Genomic DNA, 18,443 nt, shown 5'->3' with positions numbered 1-18,443 from the left:
CGTCAGACGGCGACGCGCGCGTTCGACTGCGCGAGGAGCGCGACCGAGCGCAGGCGCGCCTCCGTCTGCAGCGACGCGTGGGCGACGATGACCTCGTCGGCGTCGGCGGAGCGGGCGAAGTCGGCGGTGTAGTCGGCCACCTGGTCGCCGGTGCCGACACCGGTGTAGGTGGTCATGCTCGCGACGTGGGCGCCGATCGGGGCGCTGAGCAGGGCGTCGAGCTCCTCGTCGTCGAAGGTCTGGCCGACGGGGATCTGCCCGCTCTGGCGCAGCAGCATCATCAAACGGGCGCGCTTCATCTGCGCGAACTGTTCCTGCGCGTCCTCCTCGGTGTCGGAGGCGATGGCGTTCATCCCGGCGATCACGTAGGGCGCGTCGAGCTGCTCGGAGGGGCGGAAGCCGCGGCGGTACTCCGCGACGGCCTGGTGCAGCGCGTCCGGAGCGAAGTGCGAGGCGAACGCGTACGGCAGGCCCAGCGCGGCGGCCAGCTGCGCGCCGAAGAGCGAGGAGCCGAGGATGTAGAGGGGGACGCGGGTGCCGGCACCGGGCGTCGCGCTCACTCCGGGGATGCGGGACTCGCCGGCGAGGAAGGCCTGCAGCTCCAGCACGTCCTGCGGGAAGCGCTCGGAGGAGTCGGGGTCGCGGCGGAGCGCGCGGAAGGTCGCCTGGTCGCTGCCGGGGGCGCGGCCGAGTCCGAGGTCGATCCGGCCCGGGTGCAGCGTCTCGAGGGTGCCGAACTGCTCGGCGATGGTGAGCGGGGAGTGGTTCGGCAGCATGACGCCGCCGGAGCCGAGGCGGATCGTGGAGGTCTGCGAGGCGACGTGCGCGATGAGCACCGAGGTCGCGCTGGAGGCGATGCTCGCCATGTTGTGGTGCTCGGCGTACCAGACGCGGCGGTAGCCGTTCCGCTCGGCCTCCTGGGCCAGGGCGACGGAGGCGGCGAAGCTGTCGCGAGCGGTCTCACCGGGGGCGATGGGGGCGAGGTCGAGGATGGAGAGGGGAACGCTCATGGTGAGGGCAACGCCCGCGACGGCTCCGGTGTTCCCGTCGCGGGCGTCGTCCTCACGCCTCGGGGATGTCGCGGCCGTACGCCTCCAGCGTCACGGCCTCGGGCTCCGGTCCGCCGCGCACGCCGGCCTCGAGGGCGTCGATCCGGGCGAGCTCCGAGCCGGAGAGCGCGAAGTCGAACACGTCGATGTTCTCGGCGATGCGCTCGGGGCGGGTCGACTTCGGGATGACCTGGCGGCCCTCCTGCAGGTGCCAGCGGAGCATCACCTGCGCGGCCGTCTTCCCGTACTTGGCGCCGAGCTCGAGGAGCACCGGGTCGTCGAAGCTGCGGCGCGGGGAGTCGCGGTAGGCGGTGATGCCGCCGATCGGCGACCAGGCCTGGGTGAGGATGTCGTTCTCGCAGCCGAAGCGCTCGACCCGCCGCTGCTGGAAGTACGGGTGCACCTCGAGCTGGTTCACCGCGGGGACGACGTCGGTCTCGGCGAGCAGGCGGGTGAGGTGCTCGACCATGAAGTTGCTCACGCCGATCGCCCGCACCCTCCCGTCGGCGAGCAGCCGTTCGAGCGCCCGGTAGGCGTCGAGGGTGCGGTCGAAGGCCTCGGGTAGGGCCTGGTGCAGGATCAGCAGGTCGATCCGCTCGACGCCGAGCTTGCCCGCGCTCTTGTCGAAGGCGTGCAGCGTCTCGTCGTAGCCGTAGTCGCTGATCCACACCTTCGTCTCGAGGAAGACGTCGTCGCGGCCGGCGATCGCCTCGCCCACCTCGCGCTCGTTGCCGTAGGCCGCCGCCGTGTCGATGTGCCGGTACCCCGCGTCGAGCGCGGCGGCGACGGCGGCGCGGGTCTCGTCGGGCGGAGTCTGGAAGACGCCGAGTCCGAGGGCGGGGATCTCGACACCGTTGTGGAGAGTGAACGTGTTCATGAGCCCACGCTACGTCCGCAGACGCCGAGTCGCCCGAGAAGCCGCGCGCGACTCCTCAGGCGACCCCGTCGCTCCGGCCCTGCTCAGCCGTCGATCGGCAGCAGGATCCCCTTCACCGTCTCGTCCGTGGCGAGGAACTCCTGCACGGCCGGGTCCTGGAAGGCCTGGACGAGCTTCCTCACGTTCTCGGTGTCGCGGTACTTCGAGCCGATGGTGAGCTGCCCGGCGAAGTCGTCGGGGGCCTGCGGGGCGAAGATCTGCTGCTCGATCGGGATGCCGGCGGCGAGGTAGTACTCGGTGTAGCCGACGGCCGCGTCGAGGTCCGGCAGCGCGCGCGACTGGGCGGCGAAGTCGAGCAGGGTGAACTGCAGGTTCTTCGGGTTCTCGGCGATGTCGTCCTGGGTCGCGGTGCCCGGCTCCGTGCCCGGCTTCAGCGTGATCAGGCCGGCGTTCTGCAGCAGCCAGAGGCCCTGCGCCTCGTTGGCGGGGTCGGAGTAGAGCGAGACCGTGCCGCCGTCGGGGATCTGGGAGACGTCGGAGTACTTGTCGCTCCAGAGCCCGAAGCCCCAGCGGAAGACGGGGGTGGCCGCCTCCTCCTCGAAGTCGGGGTTGGCCTCGAGCACCTGTCCCAGCCAGAGCTTGTGCTGGTAGACCGTGGCCGCGACCTCGCCCTCGCTCACCGCGCGGTTGATGGTGTTGCTGTCCGAGAGCCCCTTGAAGGCGACGGTGATGCCGTAGCGCGGCGCCACCTCCTTCGCGACGAAGTCGACCAGGGCCTGCTCGGAGGCATTGCCCTCGGCGGTCGCGACGTAGAGCGTCGCTCCCTCCTGCTCGTTGGCCGAGACGGCGGGGGAGAGGAGCGGGACGGCGATCGCGCAGGCGACGCCGACCACGACGACGGCCGCTCCGGCGATCCAGGGCCAGCGGCGCTTCTTCTTGAGATCGAATCCGAGGTCGTCGGGAGTGGACATGGCGGTGCCTTTCGAAGAGGGGGTGCGCGGGCGCGCGGGAGGGACGCCCGAGGGCGCAGGAGGAGGAGGAGTGGAGGTTCTAGACGGCGGCCGCGACCCGCGGCGCTCGCCGCGAGCGGGAGGCGCCGGGCGTGGTCGCGCGGACGAGGGCGTCGCCGGTGAGCTGCACGGTCGCGACGGTGGCGACCAGGATCACGATGGTGGCGAGCATGACGGTGGTGTCGAAGCGCTGGTAGCCGTAGGTCACCGCGACGTAGCCGATGCCGCCGGCGCCGATCGTGCCGGCGATCGCCGAGTACTCGATCATCGCGATCGTGTTGATCGTCAGGCCGCCGATGATCTGCGGCACCGCCTCGCTCAGCTGGGCGGTCCGCACCACCTGCAGCCGCGACGCTCCGGAGGCGCGGGCGACGCGGGTGAGCGAGAGCGGCACGCTGCGCAGCGCGTTCTCGACGATGCGGGTGAAGAAGGCGATCCCCGCGATCGACATCGGCACGACGGCCGCCGCGATCCCGATGTTGGTGCCGGTGATCAGGCGCGTGAACGGCATGATCGACGCCATCAGGATGAGGAACGGCAGCGAGCGGCCGACGCTGATGACGGCGCTGAGCACCTGGTGGGCGGCCCGGTTCTCGGCCAGCCCGCCCGGAGCGAGGTTGTGCACGAGAGCGCCCAGCGGCACGCCGACCAGCACCACGATCGCCATGACGATGCCGACCATGATCAGCGTCTCGCCGAGCGCCGGCAGCACCAGCGCGGGGATCTGCTCGAGCGGGACCTTGTTGTCGAGGTGGAGGATCACGCCGCCACCTCCTCGGCGAGGACGCGCACGCCGGCGGGCCGGACCGACAGGCCGAGCTCGGCCGCCGCACGGGTGAGCCGCGCCTCGTCGACCGGGCCGAGCCCGATCGTCGCGTGGCCGACCGCCTGCCCGTCCACCGTCTCGATCGCCGCGCCGAGCAGCGCGACCGGGCCGACCGCCTCCGCGAGCCGGGTGACCCAGTCGGTCGGCACTCCGGAGCGGGAGTAGCCCACCACCCATTCGCCCAGACCCGGGCCGGGCGCGACGGAGGGGCGCACCGGGTTGAGGGCGAGGCCGAGCGGGGACGCGGGGTCGCGCAGCAGGTCGACGAGGCGCCCGGACTCCACGATGCGGCCGTGGTCGAGGCGGGCGACGGAGTCGGCCACCTGGCGCACCGTCTCCATCTCGTGGGTGATGAAGAGGATCGAGAGGCCCAGGTCGTCGCGCAGCTCCTTCAGGAGCGTGGTGATCGCGGTGGTCGAGGCGGGGTCGAGGCCCGAGGTCGCCTCGTCGGAGAGCAGCACCGAGGGGCGGAGGGCGAGCGCGCGGGCGATGCCGACGCGCTGGCGCTGACCACCGGAGAGCTGGTGCGGGTAGTAGCGGGCGCGGTCCGAGAGGCCGACGCGCTCGAGCAGCTCCGCGACGCGGTGCTTCGTCTCGGCGGCGGTGACGCCGAGGTACTCCAACGGCAGGGCCACGTTCTGCTCGGCCGTGCGGCGGCTGAAGAGTCCGTCGGACTGGAAGACCGTGCCGATGCGACGGCGGGCGACGCGCAGCCGCTCCTCCGAGAGCTGCGAGAGCGCCTCCCCGTTGACGACGACCGTGCCCGAGGTGGGCCGCTCCAGGAGGTTCACGCAGGCGGCGAGCGTGCTCTTGCCCGCGCCGCTCGGGCCGACGACGGCGAAGATCTCGCCGGTCGCGACCGAGAAGTCGAGGCGGTCGAGCACGGTCGCCGGACCGTACGACTTGCTGAGCTGCTCGAGCCGGATCATCGCGTTCCTTCGGACGGGTCGGGCGGCCGCGGCCTCTCCGCGTCGTCCCGGACACGATGATGGAGCACCGCGGGCCCGCCCGTCCCGGCCCGCGTCGCCCGGCGTAACCCTTCGTCGCAGGGCGTAACAGTGCGCGGGGCGGAGGGGGTCGCGGCCGCGAGACGCGACAGGACCGCCGCGGCCGGCAGCACGCGGGCTACCGTGACCGGATGCAGCCGAAGTGGGAGTCGACGACCATCGAGCGCGCCTTCGACGAGGGGTGGTCGGACGAGCCGATGGGGACGAAGGAGAAGTTCTGGCTCGTCGCCGACGGCGATCTGTGGCTCTTCAAGTTCGCCCGCCAGCGAGGAGACGAGACCCGCGGTGAGGACTGGGCGGAGTGGGTGTCGTTCCATCTCGCGCGGATGCTCGACGTCACGTGCGCGGAGGTCCGACCTGCGACGGTGGGCGGTCGGCGCGGAATCATGTCGAGGAACGTCATCGAGCGCGAGCAGATCCAGAGCCTCGAGATCGGGAACAGCCTGCTGCGCCACTCCGATCGCCACTACGACCACGCTCGGAGGCGGCCCAACGACCGCTACACCGTCGATGCGGTGAGACGTGCTCTCGACGGCGTCGACGCTCCTGCAGGCTTCGACGCCGTCGCCGGACTGAGCGGTTTCGACGTGTGGGCGGGCTACCTGCTGTTCGATGCCTGGGTAGCTGGACGGGATCGACACGACGAGAACTGGGCCGTCATCGCCGGACGCGGTCATCGGACCCTCTCGCCCTCGTTCGATCACGGCAACGCCCTCGGGTTCCAGGAGACCGAGGAGAAGCGCGCCGCCTGCCTCGCCGATGAGGCTCTCTTCGACCGGTGGGTGCGGAGAGGAAGGAGTCACCATTTCGCCGGGAGACCGCTGCTGGTCGACCTCGCAGCGGAGGCCCTCGCGGCGGCCTCTCCGGAGGCGCAGGCGTTCTGGCCTGCTCGGCTCCGAGCGGTCGATCCCTCTGCGGTCCGCGAGGTCCTCGCGGCGGTTCCTCCGACCCTGATGTCGGAGACGTGCGCTAGTTTCACGGAAGGACTGCTGGCAGCGACACGGAGGAGGATCCTCGATGACTCTCCTCGTTGATCGACCGGCGCCGCGTCCGACCCCTGGTGTCCGCGAGCTGCTGCTCGTCTGGCAGAACCCTCGTACTCGCCGGTTCCTCCGCGCGGCGGTGCTGTCCGTCGGGGTCGACGGCTTCCTCTTCCGGTACGAGCCGGCGGCTGTCGCCGACGAGGACTTCTTCCCGCTCGCGGAGTTCCCCCGTGTGGACGCGGAGTACCGGAGCTCGGCCCTTCCGCCGTTCTTCGCCAACAGGGTGATGTCGTCCGAGCGCGGCTCGTACGAGGAGTACCTGGGGTGGCTCGGTCTCGAGGCGGCGTCCCCCGACCTGCCCGTCGAGATCATGGTCCGGACCGGCGCGGCGCGAGCGACCGACACCTTCCATGTCGTGGAGAAGCCTCTCCGCACCGCGCAGACCCTCATCAGTCGTTTCTTCGTGTCGGGAGTCCGCCATCGGGCCGAGCTCCCGCTTCCGGTGCTGCCTCTCGAGCAGGGCGACGGGCTGGTCCTCGTGCCCGACGCCTCGAACCTCCGCAACCCGGAGGCCTACGAGGTGGCCTCGGTGTCCGGCGAGCGGATCGGATGGGTGCCGGACTGGCTGTGCGGTGAGGTCGCCGCGCTCGTGGCGTCCGGATGGGAGGTCGAGGCGGTCGCCGAGAAGGTGAACCCCGAGGCCCCGTCCCACGTCCAGGTGCTCTGCCGGATCACCGCGACCCTGCGTCACTGAACCCGCTCCCGCTCAGCTCGCGGCGGCCGCCGCGCGGGGGCTCTCGGCGCTCGCCTCGCGGTCGAAGCGCTCGCGGCTGAAGACCTGGTCGGCGGTCGTCAGGGCGAGGCCGATCACGCCGGCCAGCTCGCCCAGGTCCGACGTGTGGATGGTCAGGTGCCGCGTGGCGAGCGGGTGGGTGCGCAGGTAGACGCGCTCGCGCAGGCCCGACATCAGCACCTCGCCGCAGTCGCCGAGCTGGCCCGAGATCACGATGGTCCGCGGGTTGAGGATGTTGACGAGGTCGGCGACCGCCTCGCCGAGGACGCGGCCGGCCTGGCGCACCGCCTGGGTGGCGCGCATGTCGCCGCGGAGCACGCGGGCCGTGACGTCGGCGACGTGCTTGATCGAGGGGTCGTCGGCCGAGAGGTCGCGGACGAGGGCCCAGCCGCTCGCATACGCCTCCACGCAGCCGGCGTTGCCGCAGCGGCAGGGCAGCGGATCCGCGTCGACCGTGCCCGTGACCGCGCGGGTGTGGCCGATGTCGCCGGCCGCGCCGACGGCTCCGCGGATCGTCGCTCCGTTGAAGACGAGGCCCGAGCCGATGCCGGTGCCGAGCTTCAGGCTGATCAGGTTGTCGGAGCCGTGGTGGCGCGACTCGGCGAGGGCGCGGGCGTTCGCGTCGTTCTCGATGACGACCTGCACGCCCTCGTACGGCTCGGCGAAGTAGCCGGCGATGTCGAAGTCGTCCCAGCCGGTCATGATCGGCGGGTTGCGCACGCGCCCGGCGGCGAACTCGACCGGCCCCGGGACTCCGACGCCGATGCCGGCGACCGCGTCGCCCTGCTGCAGCCGCTCGAACGCGGCGATCACCAGCGAGAGCACGGCGTCCGGTCCCTCCCAGACGTCGACGACGCCGCTCTCGTGCCGGAGGGGGGTGCCGCGCAGGTCGCAGGCGGCGGCGACGAATCCGCTCGCCCCGATGTCGGCGGTGAGGAACACCGTGCCGACCAGGTTCATCGCGAACATGCTCGAGGGGCGCCCGCCGGTCGACTCGCCGCCGGTGGTGGGGGCGATCAGGCCGAGCTCCACGAGGGTCGCGAGGCGCTGGTTGACGGTGGAGCGGGAGAGCCCCGTCTGCTCCATCACCGCGTTGCGCGAGACCTCGCCCTGCTCGCGGAACAGCGCGAGGACGTCGGCCACGTGCGAACCGGCCTCGCCGGTGGAGTACCCCGTCATCGCTCCCCCTCTTGTCACGGTCAGCGTACATGCCTGCCGACGGGAAACCTGAAGTTCCCCGACTTTCGTATTGCGGTAACGCGAAAGCCCGGGTAGTTTTCACACACCGGCACGCAGTGGTGCCACTGATCCTCAAGGATGACGATGAACCGCACAGCACGCCGCCTCCTCCCGGTTCTCGCACCGGTCGGCGCCCTCGCACTCCTCCTCACCGGCTGCGCCTCGGGTGGCGACACGGCCGCCGGCGGCTCCGGATCGACCAAGGTCGCCGCGGTCATCAAGGGCCTCGACAACCCCTTCTTCCAGGCGATGGAGAACGGCATCGAGGACACCGCGAAGGACGACTCCGTGGACGTCTCGGTGCAGGCCGCCGCCGACATCGGCGACACCACCGGCCAGGCCGACAAGCTCACCACGGTCGCCGGCCAGGACTTCGGCTGCCTGATCGTCAACCCGATCAGCGGCACGAACCTGGTGCAGGCCCTCGCCTCCGCCACCGGCAAGACGATCGTCAACATCGACAGCCCGCTCGACCCCGACGCGGTCGAGGCCGCGAACCTCGACGTCACCACCTACATCGGCACCGACAACGAGGCCGCGGGCGGCAAGGCCGGCGACTTCCTCCTGCAGCAGCTGCCCGCCGGCTCCGAGGTCGCCGTCATCGGCGGAGTCTCGGGAGACGTCACCAGCGCCGCCCGCGTCGACGGCTTCACCGCCGCGATCGGCTCCGACCTCACCGTCGTCCAGGAGGCCGCGGCCGACTGGAAGCGCGAGGTCGCGCTGACCAAGGCGACCGACATCCTCGCCGCGAACCCCGACGTGAAGGCGTTCTTCGCCGCGAACGACGACATGGGCCTCGGCATCGTCAAGGCCGTCGAGAACGCGGGCCTCACCGGCTCCGTCCAGGTGGTCAGCGTCGACGGCAACGAGGACGCGCTGCAGTCGGTGAAGGACGGCGGCCTCACCGCCACCGTCGCCCAGTACCCCTACGCGATCGGCCAGCTCGGCGTGCAGGCGTGCGAGGCCGTCGGCGCCGGCGAGGAGATCCCCGCCGAGATCGAGTCGCCCACCGCACTCGTGACCTCCGAGACCGCGGAGCAGGCCCTCGGCGCCTTCCCCCAGCCGTTCGAGGAGTTCGACAACCCGCTCGCCGCGCTCGTCCCCAGCAAGTAGGACCTCCCGCCCATGGCAACCCAGGAAGCGACCATGACCTCAGTCACCGCCCGACCCCCGGCCAGCGCCTCCCCGCTGCTGGCGAACCTCCGTCAGCTCAGCTTCTGGGCCGAGAACGCCGCACCGATCGGGCTCGTCGCCCTGGTGATCGTGTTCTCGATCGCGACGCCGACGTTCCTCAGCCTCGGCAACATCAAGGCGATGCTCGTCGCCGCCGCGATCCTGGTCATCCTCTCGATCGGCCAGTCCTTCGTCATCACCACCGGCGGCATCGACCTCTCGATCTCGGCGACGATGACCGTCGGAGCGGTCGGCTTCGGCATCGGCTGGAGCGCCGGCTGGGGCTTCTGGCTCTCGGCGCTCGCGGCCCTGCTCTTCGCGGGGCTGATCGGAGTGATCAACGGCTTCCTGATCGCGAAGGGCAAGGTCACCGACTTCATCGCGACACTGGGCACGCTCTCGGTGGCGACCGGCCTCGCGCTGATCGTCTCCGACGGCAAGCCGATCACGGTCGGCAGCCCCGAGCTGCTCCGCCTCACCACCGGCTCGATCGGGATCATCGGCTACCCGATCATCCTGGCCGCGGTCATCGGAGTCGTCGCCTGGGTCGTCATGTTCCGAACCCGCTTCGGCCTGCACGTGCAGGCGGTCGGCGGCAACGAGGAGAGCGCGGTCGCCAACGGCATCAAGGCCGGACGCGTGCGCATCGCGGTGTACATCATCGCCGCCGTCCTCGCCGGAGTCGGCTCGCTCCTCCTCGTCGCCCGCGTCGGCGCCGCGGAGCCGGCCATCAACACGCAGTACCTGCTCAACTCCATCGCGGCCGTCGTGCTCGGCGGAGTGAGCCTCACCGGCGGCAAGGCCAAGATCGTCGGCCCGATCATCGGAGCGTTCCTCCTGACCGCGCTGACCAACGGCCTGACCCTGCTCGGCGTCTCGCAGTTCTACCAGCCCCTCGCCGTCGGCCTGGTGGTCGTGCTCGCCGCCCTCATCACCCGTTACCAGAAGAAGTGAGCCCAGCCATGACCAGCGACATCCTGCTCGAAGCGCGGGACATCAAGAAGTCCTTCGGCGGCGTCCACGCTCTCAAGGGAGCGTCGATGTCGATGCGGCGGGGCGAGATCACCGCCCTGATCGGCGACAACGGCGCGGGCAAGTCCACCCTCGTCCGCTGCCTCTCCGGGGTGCACCCCGCCGACTCCGGCACCATCACCCTCGACGGCGACGTGGTGCACTTCACCACTCCGCTCGGCGCGCGGGACGGCGGCATCGAGACGGTGCACCAGACCCTCGCCCTGGTCGAGGACCTGACCGTGTGGCAGAACTTCTTCCTCGGCCGCGAGCTCACCAAGGGCGTGCCCGGGGTGCGGTTCCTCGACCGCACGCAGATGAAGAAGACGGCCCAGGAGCTGCTCGGCGACCTCGCCGTGAACGTCCCGCCGGTCACCAGCAAGGTCCGCCGCCTCTCGGGCGGCCAGCGCCAGGCGGTCGCGATCGCCCGGGCCGCGGGCTGGGGCAGCAAGATCGTGATCATGGACGAGCCGACCGCGGCGCTCGGCGTCCAGGAGACGGCGCGCGTCGAGAAGATCATCCTCAAGCTGCGCGACGCCGGAGTGGCCGTGCTGCTGATCAGCCACAACTTCGACCAGGTGATGCGCCTGAGCGACCAGGTGTGGGTGATGCGCGCGGGCCTCGCCGTCGCCGGCCGCCGCACCGCCGAGACCAGCGGCGACGAGCTCGTCTCGCTGATCACGGGCGCGAAGGCCGCCTGATGCACCCCGAGTTCCTGCACCGCGGGAGCACGGAGCGCTCGTCGCCGATCGGGGTCCACGCGGGCCTGCTCGTCGGCGACTGGACGCCGGAGTCGGGGCGCCGCGCGATCGGCGCCGCCGCCTCGATCGGCTTCGACCTGATCGAGATCCCGGCTCCCGCCGACCCCGACGCCTCCGCGTGGACCGCCGACCTGCTCGACGAGCACGGGATCGACGCGGTCGTCTCGCTCGCGCTGGACGCCGACTCCGACATCACCGACCAGGCCACGGCCGGCCGCGGCGAGGAGCGGCTCCTGGCGGCCGTGCGGTTCGCCGAGGCGATCGGCGCGCGGTACGTCGGCGGAGTCACCTACTCGGCCATGCGCAAGTACGAGCACGCGGCCGACGCGGCTGCCCGCTCGCGCTCGCTCGACGTGCTGCGGAGGGTCGCCGCGGCCGCCGCTCCCGCCGGCGTCGTCGTCGGAGCGGAGTACGTGAACCGCTACGAGAGCAGCCTGCTGAACACGGCCGCCCAGACCGCCGCGTTCCTCCGCGAGCTCGACGCGCCGAACGTGCTCCTGCATCTCGACACGTTCCACGCCCACCTCGAGGAGGTCGACCTCGCGAGCGCCGTCCGCGACGCCGGCGACCTGCTCGGCTACCTCCACGCCTCCGAGAACCACCGCGGAGAGCTGGGCACCGGGAGCACCGACTGGACCGGGCTCGCGGCGGCGCTCGCCGACTCCGGCTACCGCGGCCCGCTGACCCTCGAGAGCTTCTCGCCCGCCGTCCAGCCCCCGGCCTCGGCCGAGGGCATGGGCCTCTGGCGCGAGCTCTGGCACGACCCCGTCGCCCTCGCGACCTCCGGCCACGCGTTCCTCGCGGACCTGCTCGACACCGACCCCGCGGCCCGACGCCGCCCCTGAACCTCTCGAACCAAGGAGCACCACCATGACCACGAACCCTCTCGGAGTGCACGCCCTCGTCTTCGCCGGCGGCACCACCCCCGACGAAGTGACCGCGACGATCGAGCAGACCAAGGCGGCCGGATTCGACCTGCTGGAGCTCTCGCTGCACGACGTGCAGAACCTCGACACCGCCTCCGCCCGCGCCGCCCTCGAGGCGAACGACCTCGGCATCGTCTGCTCGCGCGGCCTCGCCTTCTCGGCCGACGTCTCCAGCGACGACCCGGAGGTGGTGGCCCGCGGCGCGAAGCTGCTCGCCGACTCCCTCGAGACCACCCACGCGCTCGGCGGCACCCACTTCACCGGCGCCCTCTACAGCGCGCTCGGCAAGTACAGCGCGCCCCTCTCGGCCGCCGGCCGCGCGAACGTCGTCTCGGTGCTGACCGACCTCGCCGCCGAGGCTGCGACGAAGGGCATGACCCTCGGCCTCGAGATCTGCAACCGCTACGAGACCAATGTCATCAACACCGCCGCGGACGCCCTGCGCCTCGCCGACGACATCGGCGCCGACAACGTCCTGATCCACCTGGACACGTACCACATGAACATCGAGGAGGACGACTTCTTCCGCCCGGTGCTGCTGGTCGGGGATCGTCTCGGGTATGTCCACATCGGCGAGAACCACCGCGGCTACCTCGGCAGCGGCCACCTCGACTTCACGACGTTCTTCCACGCCCTCGCCGCGATCGACTACCGCGGACCCATCACCTTCGAGTCCTTCTCGTCGGCCGTCGTCTCGCCGACCCTCTCGAACGACCTGGCCGTGTGGCGGAACCTCTGGAACGACGGCCCCGCGCTCGCCCGCCACGCCCACGGCTTCCTGGTGAACGCGCTGGAGAGCAGCCGTGGCGAGGCCTGAGACCGAGGTCGCGCCCGACGCGGTGCGGCCCGGCCTCGACGAGCTGGCCGGGCGCGCGCTCGCGCTGACCTCGCCGGGCCGCCGCGCGATCGTCGCGATCGCCGGCAGCCCCGGGGCCGGCAAGACCACGCTCGCCCGGGCCGTGGTCGCCCGCGCGAACGAGCTCGCGGGGGAGGGGACCGCCGCCTTCGTGCCGATGGACGGCTTCCACCTCGCCAACGCCACGCTCGACGAGCTCGGCCGCCACGATCGCAAGGGCGCCCTCGACACGTTCGACGGCTGGGGCTTCCTCGCCCTGGTGCGGAGGCTGCGCGCCGAGACCGACCACGTCGTCTACGCGCCCACCTTCGAGCGGACCGTCGACGAGGGAGTGGCCGGCGCGCTGGCCGTGCACCCCTCCGCGTCGCTCGTCGTGCTGGAGGGCAACTACCTCCTCGTCGACGAGGGCCCGTGGGCGCTGCTGCGCGCCGAGTTCGACGAGGCCTGGTTCTGCGCGACTCCCGAGACCGAGCGCTTCGAGCGCCTGGTCGACCGCCACGTCTCCTTCGGCCGCGCCCCCGAGGCGGCCTCCGCCTGGGCCTCCGAGGTCGACGGGCGGAACGCGCTGCTGATCGAGGCCACCCGCGACCGCGCCGACCTGATCGTGTCGGGAACGGCGGCGGGGGTGGTCTGACGCCCGATGTGGCGGAGGAGCGGTCCGCTTCGGGGCGCGACGTGGGCTCTCGGGCGTGTCCGGCCGGTCGATCGGTGGGACGACGGAGGACCCGTCGCCCGGCGGATGCGGTCTCGAGGGGTCGGTGTCAGGCTCGAGGGATGGACGACTCGACACGGAACTCCTCGGAACAGCCCGCTCCCACCACCCCGCCGGCCGCTGCGCCCCCCGGAGCCGGGCAGCCGCCCCTCCCCGTCGCTCTCCTCCTCCTGCTGCGGCGGAGCGACGGGCGGCCCGCGGCTTCGTCGGGCGCTCTCGACACCGTCCTGGCCGCCTCCGTCCTCGCGGAGCTCTCCCTCCAGCGGCGCGTCGAGGTGGACGCGGGAGCCGTCGCCCTCGGGCCGGAGCGGTCGGCGCTCGGGGACGCCGTGCTCGACGGGGCACTCGGGTGGATCGCAGCGGAGCGAGCACCGCGCAGCGTCTCCTGGTGGATCGCCCGCCTCACTCGGAGGGGGCTGCATGCCGCCCTCCTCGAGCGGGTCGCCGCCGTGGAGCCGGCGGAGGACGAGCGGCTGCGGATCCGGGTCGCCGAGGTCCTCGCGGCTCGGACGGCGCTTCTTCCGTCGGACTCGGCGCTCATCGGCCTGCTCGACGCGGCCGGAGCGCTCTCGCCGAGGCCCGGCATCCCGGACCGGCAGGCGATCCGGTCGCTCGCGGCGCAGCACTGGGCAGGGCCGGCGGCCGCCGCCGTCCTCGCGGGAACCGCCGCGAGCGTCACGGGAGCCGCGGTGATCGCGGCGGCGACGACGGTCACGATCACCGGCATGTGATCCGACGCGTGCGGCTCGCTGAAGCCGCGCGCCCCTACTCCGCCGGGTAGTCGGGCGCGACGAAGACGCAGAACGGGTGGCCGGCCGGATCGGCGAGGACGTGGAGCGCCTCCTCCGGGTCCTCGCTCCTGTCCTCGATCAGCTCGGCGCCGAGGGCGAGCGCCCGGGTCTTCTGCCGGTCGAGCTCGTCCGCGTCCGCGACCATGAAGTCGAGGTGCAGCTGCTGCGGGACGGGCCCCTCCGGCCAGGTCGCGCGCGGCAGGGCGGCCACCCGCTGGAACGTGAGCTGCGCGCCGTCGGCGGTGACGATCGCGACCCACTCCGCCTCGTCGTCCGAGCCGTCCGCGGGCGGCTCGTCGCCGGGGCGGTACTCGCCGCCGAGCAGGGCGAGGTAGAAGGCGGAGAGGGCGCGAGCGTCCTCCGTGTCGAGGACGACCTGGCGCAGGCGCATGCGGGCAGGGTACCGCCGGACGGCACCGGAGAGGGATGACGTGCTGTGCGGGACGGCTGCGGCGGGCCGGGCGTCGTGGGTCGCGGCCCGACGTCGGCTGAGAAGGGGGGTCCCTGCCCCGACACGGCGGGCCGCGTCTCAGCGGAGGTTGTCCAGCTCTCTCGCTCCTGACCGCGCAGCCCTGCCACTCCGCGCCCGCTTCCTCAACCCCTCCCGGCTCCCGGCTTCGCGCCAGGGCCCGGCGCGTACTGTGGCCGCTGACTCACGACGGCTACGAGGGAGACACCATGACGGAGCAGATCGGAATCCCCGAGGCCGCGGCGCTGGGGAGCGAGCAGCGGAGCATCGCGATCCTCGGAGCGGGCGGCGACCTCACCGAGCGGCTGCTGCTGCCGGGCCTGGGCCGGGTGGCCGAGCTCGCGCGCGACCTCGAGCTCACGCTGATCGGCGCGGCGCGCACGCCCCAGACCGACGAGGAGTGGCAGAGCCTCGTCCGCCGCAGCCTCGAGGCGGCCGGAGTCGCCGCGCACACGGTCGAGGCCCTCGCGTCACGGGCGCGCTTCGTCGCCACCGACGCCTCCGACCCGGAGCAGCTGAAGGCCCTCCTCGACGCCTGCCCGTCGACCCCGGTGCTCTACGTCGCCCTGCCGCCTGCGATGGGGCACAAGGTCGCCGCCTCGCTCGCCGAGCTCGACCTCCCCGAGGAGCTGGTCGTCGCCATCGAGAAGCCGTTCGGCGAGGACCTCGACGACGCGATCGCCCTCAACGCGGCGTTCGCGAAGGTCCTCCCCGAGAGCCGCCTCTGGCGCATCGACCACTTCCTCGGCAACGCGACCGTGCTGGGGATGCTGGGCCTGCGCTTCGGCAACAGCATGCTCGAGGCGAGCTGGAGCGCCGAGTGGATCGAGAAGGTCGAGATCGTCTACGACGAGACGCTCGGCATCGAGGGCCGCGCGGCCTTCTACGAGAAGACCGGCGCGCTGCGCGACATGCTGCAGAGCCACCTCCTGATGGTGCTCGCGCTGACCATGATGGAGCGCCCCGACGAGGTCGCGCCCGACGAGGTCCACGCGCGCATGGCCGAGGTGCTCGGCGCCGTGCGGCTCTGGCGCGACGACCCCTCCTCCGCCCGCCGCGCCCGCTACACCGAGGGCCGCGTCGACGGCCGCTTCTTCCCCTCCTACGTCGACGAGCCCGACGTCGACCCCGAGACCGGCACCGAGACCCTCGCGCAGCTGCTGCTCCAGGTCGACACCCCGCGCTGGGCGGGCGTCCCCTTCGTCCTCCGCTCCGGCAAGGCGATCGGCGACCCGCGCCGCGAGGTGGCGATCCACTTCCGCGCCGCCACGCCCCCGCGCGGCCTGCAGGCGGCCGAGGGCGACGCCGGGACGGTCCTCCGGATCGGTCTCAAGGGCGGCGACGTCAGCCTCGACCTGGTCGTGAACAGCGCCGACGAGCTGACCGATCTCGAGCGCACCACCCTGACGGCGCAGCCCGGCGCGGCCACGCTCGACCCCTACGCGCAGGTCCTCGCCGGGATCCTGCAGGGCGACACCCTGCTCTCGGTCCCGGGCGACGTGGCCGAGCAGTGCTGGCGCATCATCACTCCGGTGCTCTCCGCCTGGGCCGCGGGCGACGCTCCGCTGGACGAGTACGAGGCGGGGAGCGCGGGGCCCGAGGGCTGGTGAGCTCGCGGTGAGGCGCGCGGGCTGAAGCGCGAGAGCTGAAGCGTCGGCGTGAGGCCGTGTCGGCTCCGCCGGCGCCGGACACGTTGCCGCCCGCCCGGCTCCGGTCGCTCCGCTGCTGCCCGCTCCGCTGCTGTCCGTCCCGCGTCCACCCCCGCCCGTTGACCCTCCCGCCGGGGGAGACGGGATGCTGGAGGCATGATGGGCATCGGGGAGTACGCAGGCATCACGGGTCTGAGCGTGAAGGCGCTCCGGCACTACGACGAGAAGGGCGTGCTGGTTCCGGCGGATGTCGACGAGCGGTCGTCGTACCGCCGGTACGCCGACGCGCAGGTCCGGGCCGGAGTCGTGATCGGCGCGCTCCGGAGCGCGGGGGTCCCGCTGCCCGAGGTCGCGGCGGCGACTCGAGCCGGCACCGCGGCGGAGGCGCTGCTGGCGCACAGGGAGCGCGTGCTCGCGGAGCGGGAGCAGGAGGACCGGGCGTTCGAGGCCGCCGAGGTGACGCTGCGGGCGCTCGCCGTGCCGGTCGAGGTCGCCGAGCGGACGATGCCGGCGCAGCCGTACGTCGGCCAGGTCCTCACGATCGCGCTGGACGAGGCCGACGGGCCGGGCGACGACGAGGCGAACGAGATCTTCGGCGCGCTCGCCACCCGAGTGCACGCGGCAGGGCTCGGGCCGACGGGACGTTTCTGGACGGCGCTCCGGGCGGGCGAGCCGGGTTCGGCGGAGCTCGTCTGCTGCTGGCCGACGTCGGCGGAGGCGGAGGGCGACCTCGCCGATCTCGCCGCGATCCTCCCGGCGCGCACCGAGCTGGTCGCCACCTGGCGCCCCCGCGGCGGGGAGGAACTGCCCGAGGGGACCCTGCATCCGGCGATCGTCGCGCTCTTCGACGCCGCCGGAGACCGCGGCCTGCGGCTCGACGGGGTCGAGGTGCGGCAGACGGTGCTGGGGGAGGGGCCGGAGGACGTGGCGGTCGAGGTGTCGCTGACCGTCGCGGGGTGAGGGAGGCCGGGGCGTGCCTCAGGTGGGCCGGGTGCCAGCGCTCGAGGACCGGCTCGGCAGGACCGGCTCCTCAGGACCGAGCGGAGGCGGGTGTGGCGCCGTCCGGCCGATCCCGCGCCACTTCGTGCCGCGGTCCGGGCCGTGTCCGTAGGCTCCGACGCATGACGAGCGGAGTCGAGGCCGGAGTCCATCGCGGTGACGAGCGGACGGTCCTCGACCGCCCGTGGTTCGCGGTCGCGGCCTCCCTGGTCTTCGCCTTCGGCTGGCTGGTGATCCCCGGCGTCGGCTGGCTGATCGGCGCCGTCGCCGTTCTCTGCAGTTCGGCGTGGACGCGGTCCGAGAAGGGATCGGCGCTGGCGATCCCGCTGGTCGCGGCCGCTCTGGTCGGCAGCGGGGTCGGGCTCTTCTACGGTCTGCACGGCGCGCCGAGCTCCAGCCTGACGACGTGGACGGCGTTGGGTGCCGGGATGCTGGCGGGAGGCGCGGCGACTGCGCTTCTGGGGGTCCGACTGTGCGCTCGGGCACTCCGCCGGCCGGAGGAGTCCGCTGGGGGCTCGCTCTCGGCAGCTGCCCCGGCCTCGGGCGCGCACGACGTCAGCTGAGAGGAGGGGCGTGGGCTCCTGAGGGAGGCCGCCCTGTCTCAGCGGAGGTTGTGCGGCCGCTCGCCGGCCTTGCTCGCGTCGTAGCGGAGCCGCACCAGCTCAGAGCCCGGCAGAACCGTCGCGTCGAGGAGGCGCAGCCCGTGCTGCGGCGCCCCGGAGTAGAGCGGCGTCCCGCCGCCCGCGAGTCCGGCGCCGACGAGGACGATCAGCTCGTCCACCAGGCCCTGCTCGAGGAGCGGGTTCCAGGTGGTGCCGCTGCCGAACATCAGCAGGTCGCCCCCGTCGGCCTGCTTGAGCCGTCCGATCTCGGCCGGACCCTGCTCCCGCGGCACGATCCGCGTCGTGGCTGCCCACGGCGCCTCCGGATCGGGAGCGAGGGAGTCGCTGATCACCAGCGCGTCGAGCGACGTGACCAGCCGCGCCGTCTCGTGCTCCCGCTCGCCCGCCGTCCCGTCCGCGGCGACGGCGCTCCAGCTGTCCCAGTTGTCGCGGAACCAGCGGCCGCCGTAGACGAGCGTGCCCGCGCGGCGCAGCAGCTCGAGGTTGTGGTCGTTGAACGCGTCCTCGAACGGCAGCGCCGAGAGGTCGTGCCCGGGCCCCTCGAAACGGCCGTCGAGCGACGTGAGGACGGAGACGACGAGCCTGCTCATGCGGGGGATGCTACTCAGGCGGGGGTGCCGGGTGAAGGGGTGCGGAGGGCCGCGACCCGGAGGAGCAGTGGCGGGAGCAACTCATCCGGCAGGAGGGTC

At 72.6% G+C, this 18,443-nt stretch carries 20 protein-coding genes; 12 read left to right on the top strand and 8 right to left on the bottom strand.

The features are described 5' to 3' along the window. Nucleotides 1-2: 2 nt before the first annotated feature. The 5 genes from C5C57_RS03710 to C5C57_RS03690 form a co-directional block, all read right to left on the bottom strand. A complete protein-coding gene (locus C5C57_RS03710; RefSeq protein WP_104297326.1) occupies nt 3-1,010 on the bottom strand; it encodes an LLM class flavin-dependent oxidoreductase in 1,008 nt (335 codons plus the stop codon). A 52-nt stretch (nt 1,011-1,062) separates the two neighbouring features. Continuing rightward, nucleotides 1,063-1,926 (bottom strand): aldo/keto reductase, encoded by an 864-nt coding sequence (locus C5C57_RS03705; RefSeq protein WP_104222706.1) that lies wholly within the window; start codon nt 1,924-1,926, stop codon nt 1,063-1,065. Between the two features lie 83 nt (nt 1,927-2,009). Continuing rightward, nucleotides 2,010-2,897, bottom strand: a complete 888-nt coding sequence (locus C5C57_RS03700) for a MetQ/NlpA family ABC transporter substrate-binding protein (RefSeq protein WP_104297325.1) — start codon at nt 2,895-2,897, stop codon at nt 2,010-2,012. Between the two features lie 79 nt (nt 2,898-2,976). Then, entirely contained in the window at nt 2,977-3,699 is a 723-nt protein-coding gene (locus C5C57_RS03695) for a methionine ABC transporter permease (protein ID WP_104222708.1), read from the bottom strand. After that, nucleotides 3,696-4,691, bottom strand: a complete 996-nt coding sequence (locus C5C57_RS03690; protein ID WP_104297324.1) for a methionine ABC transporter ATP-binding protein — start codon at nt 4,689-4,691, stop codon at nt 3,696-3,698. The genes C5C57_RS03695 and C5C57_RS03690 overlap by 4 nt, the downstream gene beginning before the upstream one ends. A gap of 209 nt (nt 4,692-4,900) precedes the next feature. Between C5C57_RS03690 and C5C57_RS03685 the strand changes: the two genes are divergently transcribed. Further along, nucleotides 4,901-5,803 (top strand): hypothetical protein, encoded by a 903-nt coding sequence (locus C5C57_RS03685; protein WP_104297323.1) that lies wholly within the window; start codon nt 4,901-4,903, stop codon nt 5,801-5,803. Further along, nucleotides 5,787-6,506, top strand: a complete 720-nt coding sequence (locus tag C5C57_RS03680) for a hypothetical protein (RefSeq protein ID WP_146078800.1) — start codon at nt 5,787-5,789, stop codon at nt 6,504-6,506. Before C5C57_RS03685 ends, C5C57_RS03680 begins: the two co-directional genes overlap by 17 nt. A 12-nt stretch (nt 6,507-6,518) precedes the next feature. Here the strand turns inward: C5C57_RS03680 and C5C57_RS03675 are convergent, their stop codons facing one another. Next, nucleotides 6,519-7,724 (bottom strand): ROK family transcriptional regulator, encoded by a 1,206-nt coding sequence (locus C5C57_RS03675; RefSeq protein WP_104225808.1) that lies wholly within the window; start codon nt 7,722-7,724, stop codon nt 6,519-6,521. A 144-nt stretch (nt 7,725-7,868) separates the two neighbouring features. Here C5C57_RS03675 and C5C57_RS03670 point away from each other — a divergent pair, with 144 nt between their 5' ends. The 7 genes from C5C57_RS03670 (at nt 7,869) to C5C57_RS03640 (ending at nt 13,954) form a co-directional block, all read left to right on the top strand. Beyond that, nucleotides 7,869-8,897: a substrate-binding domain-containing protein gene (locus tag C5C57_RS03670; RefSeq protein ID WP_104222713.1), complete on the top strand. Its 1,029-nt coding sequence runs from the start codon at nt 7,869-7,871 to the stop codon at nt 8,895-8,897. A gap of 33 nt (nt 8,898-8,930) precedes the next feature. Beyond that, complete coding sequence (locus C5C57_RS03665; protein ID WP_104222714.1) at nt 8,931-9,911, top strand: ABC transporter permease; 981 nt, start codon at nt 8,931-8,933, stop codon at nt 9,909-9,911. Between the two features lie 8 nt (nt 9,912-9,919). Beyond that, nucleotides 9,920-10,669, top strand: coding sequence for an ATP-binding cassette domain-containing protein (locus C5C57_RS03660; protein ID WP_104222715.1), 750 nt, complete (start codon nt 9,920-9,922; stop codon nt 10,667-10,669). Then, complete coding sequence (locus C5C57_RS03655; RefSeq protein ID WP_104247041.1) at nt 10,669-11,574, top strand: sugar phosphate isomerase/epimerase; 906 nt, start codon at nt 10,669-10,671, stop codon at nt 11,572-11,574. Before C5C57_RS03660 ends, C5C57_RS03655 begins: the two co-directional genes overlap by 1 nt. 25 nt (nt 11,575-11,599) lie before the next feature. Further along, nucleotides 11,600-12,472, top strand: coding sequence for a sugar phosphate isomerase/epimerase (locus tag C5C57_RS03650; RefSeq protein ID WP_104222717.1), 873 nt, complete (start codon nt 11,600-11,602; stop codon nt 12,470-12,472). Then, nucleotides 12,459-13,145, top strand: a complete 687-nt coding sequence (locus tag C5C57_RS03645; RefSeq protein WP_208543338.1) for a nucleoside/nucleotide kinase family protein — start codon at nt 12,459-12,461, stop codon at nt 13,143-13,145. The genes C5C57_RS03650 and C5C57_RS03645 overlap by 14 nt, the downstream gene beginning before the upstream one ends. A 140-nt stretch (nt 13,146-13,285) precedes the next feature. Continuing rightward, nucleotides 13,286-13,954 (top strand): GPP34 family phosphoprotein, encoded by a 669-nt coding sequence (locus C5C57_RS03640; RefSeq protein ID WP_104297322.1) that lies wholly within the window; start codon nt 13,286-13,288, stop codon nt 13,952-13,954. A 34-nt stretch (nt 13,955-13,988) separates the two neighbouring features. On the opposite strand, the gene C5C57_RS03635 is transcribed toward C5C57_RS03640, so the two are convergent. Next, nucleotides 13,989-14,405: a VOC family protein gene (locus tag C5C57_RS03635; protein ID WP_104297321.1), complete on the bottom strand. Its 417-nt coding sequence runs from the start codon at nt 14,403-14,405 to the stop codon at nt 13,989-13,991. Nucleotides 14,406-14,692: 287 nt separating this feature from the next. Here C5C57_RS03635 and C5C57_RS03630 point away from each other — a divergent pair, with 287 nt between their 5' ends. The 3 genes from C5C57_RS03630 (at nt 14,693) to C5C57_RS03620 (ending at nt 17,694) form a co-directional block, all read left to right on the top strand. Then, entirely contained in the window at nt 14,693-16,093 is a 1,401-nt protein-coding gene (locus tag C5C57_RS03630) for a glucose-6-phosphate dehydrogenase (protein ID WP_104297320.1), read from the top strand. Nucleotides 16,094-16,288: 195 nt separating this feature from the next. Continuing rightward, nucleotides 16,289-17,092: a MerR family transcriptional regulator gene (locus C5C57_RS03625; RefSeq protein WP_104247045.1), complete on the top strand. Its 804-nt coding sequence runs from the start codon at nt 16,289-16,291 to the stop codon at nt 17,090-17,092. Nucleotides 17,093-17,253: 161 nt separating this feature from the next. Next, a complete protein-coding gene (locus C5C57_RS03620; protein WP_104247046.1) occupies nt 17,254-17,694 on the top strand; it encodes a hypothetical protein in 441 nt (146 codons plus the stop codon). 38 nt (nt 17,695-17,732) lie between these two features. On the opposite strand, the gene C5C57_RS03615 is transcribed toward C5C57_RS03620, so the two are convergent. Continuing rightward, on the bottom strand, nt 17,733-18,344 hold the full coding sequence (locus C5C57_RS03615; RefSeq protein WP_104247047.1) for a dihydrofolate reductase family protein: 612 nt from the start codon (nt 18,342-18,344) through the stop codon (nt 17,733-17,735). Between the last annotated feature and the right edge of the window lie 99 nt (nt 18,345-18,443).

The organism is Rathayibacter sp. AY1C5, assembly GCF_002931705.1.
Taxonomy (GTDB): Bacteria; Actinomycetota; Actinomycetes; order Actinomycetales; family Microbacteriaceae; genus Rathayibacter.
Note: the sequence above shows the minus strand (reverse complement) of the source record. Positions and strands in the feature narration are given on the sequence as shown.

What these genes read in the sequence shown, in the direction of transcription:
- C5C57_RS03710 (WP_104297326.1), bottom strand. Translation starts at nt 1,010, where the DNA reads ATGAGCGTTCCCCTCTCCATCCTCGACCTCGCCCCCATCGCCCCCGGT.
- C5C57_RS03705 (WP_104222706.1), bottom strand. Translation starts at nt 1,926, where the DNA reads ATGAACACGTTCACTCTCCACAACGGTGTCGAGATCCCCGCCCTCGGA.
- C5C57_RS03700 (WP_104297325.1), bottom strand. Translation starts at nt 2,897, where the DNA reads ATGTCCACTCCCGACGACCTCGGATTCGATCTCAAGAAGAAGCGCCGC.
- C5C57_RS03690 (WP_104297324.1), bottom strand. Translation starts at nt 4,691, where the DNA reads ATGATCCGGCTCGAGCAGCTCAGCAAGTCGTACGGTCCGGCGACCGTG.
- C5C57_RS03685 (WP_104297323.1), top strand. Translation starts at nt 4,901, where the DNA reads ATGCAGCCGAAGTGGGAGTCGACGACCATCGAGCGCGCCTTCGACGAG.
- C5C57_RS03680 (WP_146078800.1), top strand. Translation starts at nt 5,787, where the DNA reads ATGACTCTCCTCGTTGATCGACCGGCGCCGCGTCCGACCCCTGGTGTC.
- C5C57_RS03675 (WP_104225808.1), bottom strand. Translation starts at nt 7,724, where the DNA reads ATGACGGGGTACTCCACCGGCGAGGCCGGTTCGCACGTGGCCGACGTC.
- C5C57_RS03670 (WP_104222713.1), top strand. Translation starts at nt 7,869, where the DNA reads ATGAACCGCACAGCACGCCGCCTCCTCCCGGTTCTCGCACCGGTCGGC.
- C5C57_RS03665 (WP_104222714.1), top strand. Translation starts at nt 8,931, where the DNA reads ATGACCTCAGTCACCGCCCGACCCCCGGCCAGCGCCTCCCCGCTGCTG.
- C5C57_RS03660 (WP_104222715.1), top strand. Translation starts at nt 9,920, where the DNA reads ATGACCAGCGACATCCTGCTCGAAGCGCGGGACATCAAGAAGTCCTTC.
- C5C57_RS03655 (WP_104247041.1), top strand. Translation starts at nt 10,669, where the DNA reads ATGCACCCCGAGTTCCTGCACCGCGGGAGCACGGAGCGCTCGTCGCCG.
- C5C57_RS03650 (WP_104222717.1), top strand. Translation starts at nt 11,600, where the DNA reads ATGACCACGAACCCTCTCGGAGTGCACGCCCTCGTCTTCGCCGGCGGC.
- C5C57_RS03640 (WP_104297322.1), top strand. Translation starts at nt 13,286, where the DNA reads ATGGACGACTCGACACGGAACTCCTCGGAACAGCCCGCTCCCACCACC.
- C5C57_RS03635 (WP_104297321.1), bottom strand. Translation starts at nt 14,405, where the DNA reads ATGCGCCTGCGCCAGGTCGTCCTCGACACGGAGGACGCTCGCGCCCTC.
- C5C57_RS03630 (WP_104297320.1), top strand. Translation starts at nt 14,693, where the DNA reads ATGACGGAGCAGATCGGAATCCCCGAGGCCGCGGCGCTGGGGAGCGAG.
- C5C57_RS03625 (WP_104247045.1), top strand. Translation starts at nt 16,289, where the DNA reads ATGATGGGCATCGGGGAGTACGCAGGCATCACGGGTCTGAGCGTGAAG.
- C5C57_RS03620 (WP_104247046.1), top strand. Translation starts at nt 17,254, where the DNA reads ATGACGAGCGGAGTCGAGGCCGGAGTCCATCGCGGTGACGAGCGGACG.
- C5C57_RS03615 (WP_104247047.1), bottom strand. Translation starts at nt 18,344, where the DNA reads ATGAGCAGGCTCGTCGTCTCCGTCCTCACGTCGCTCGACGGCCGTTTC.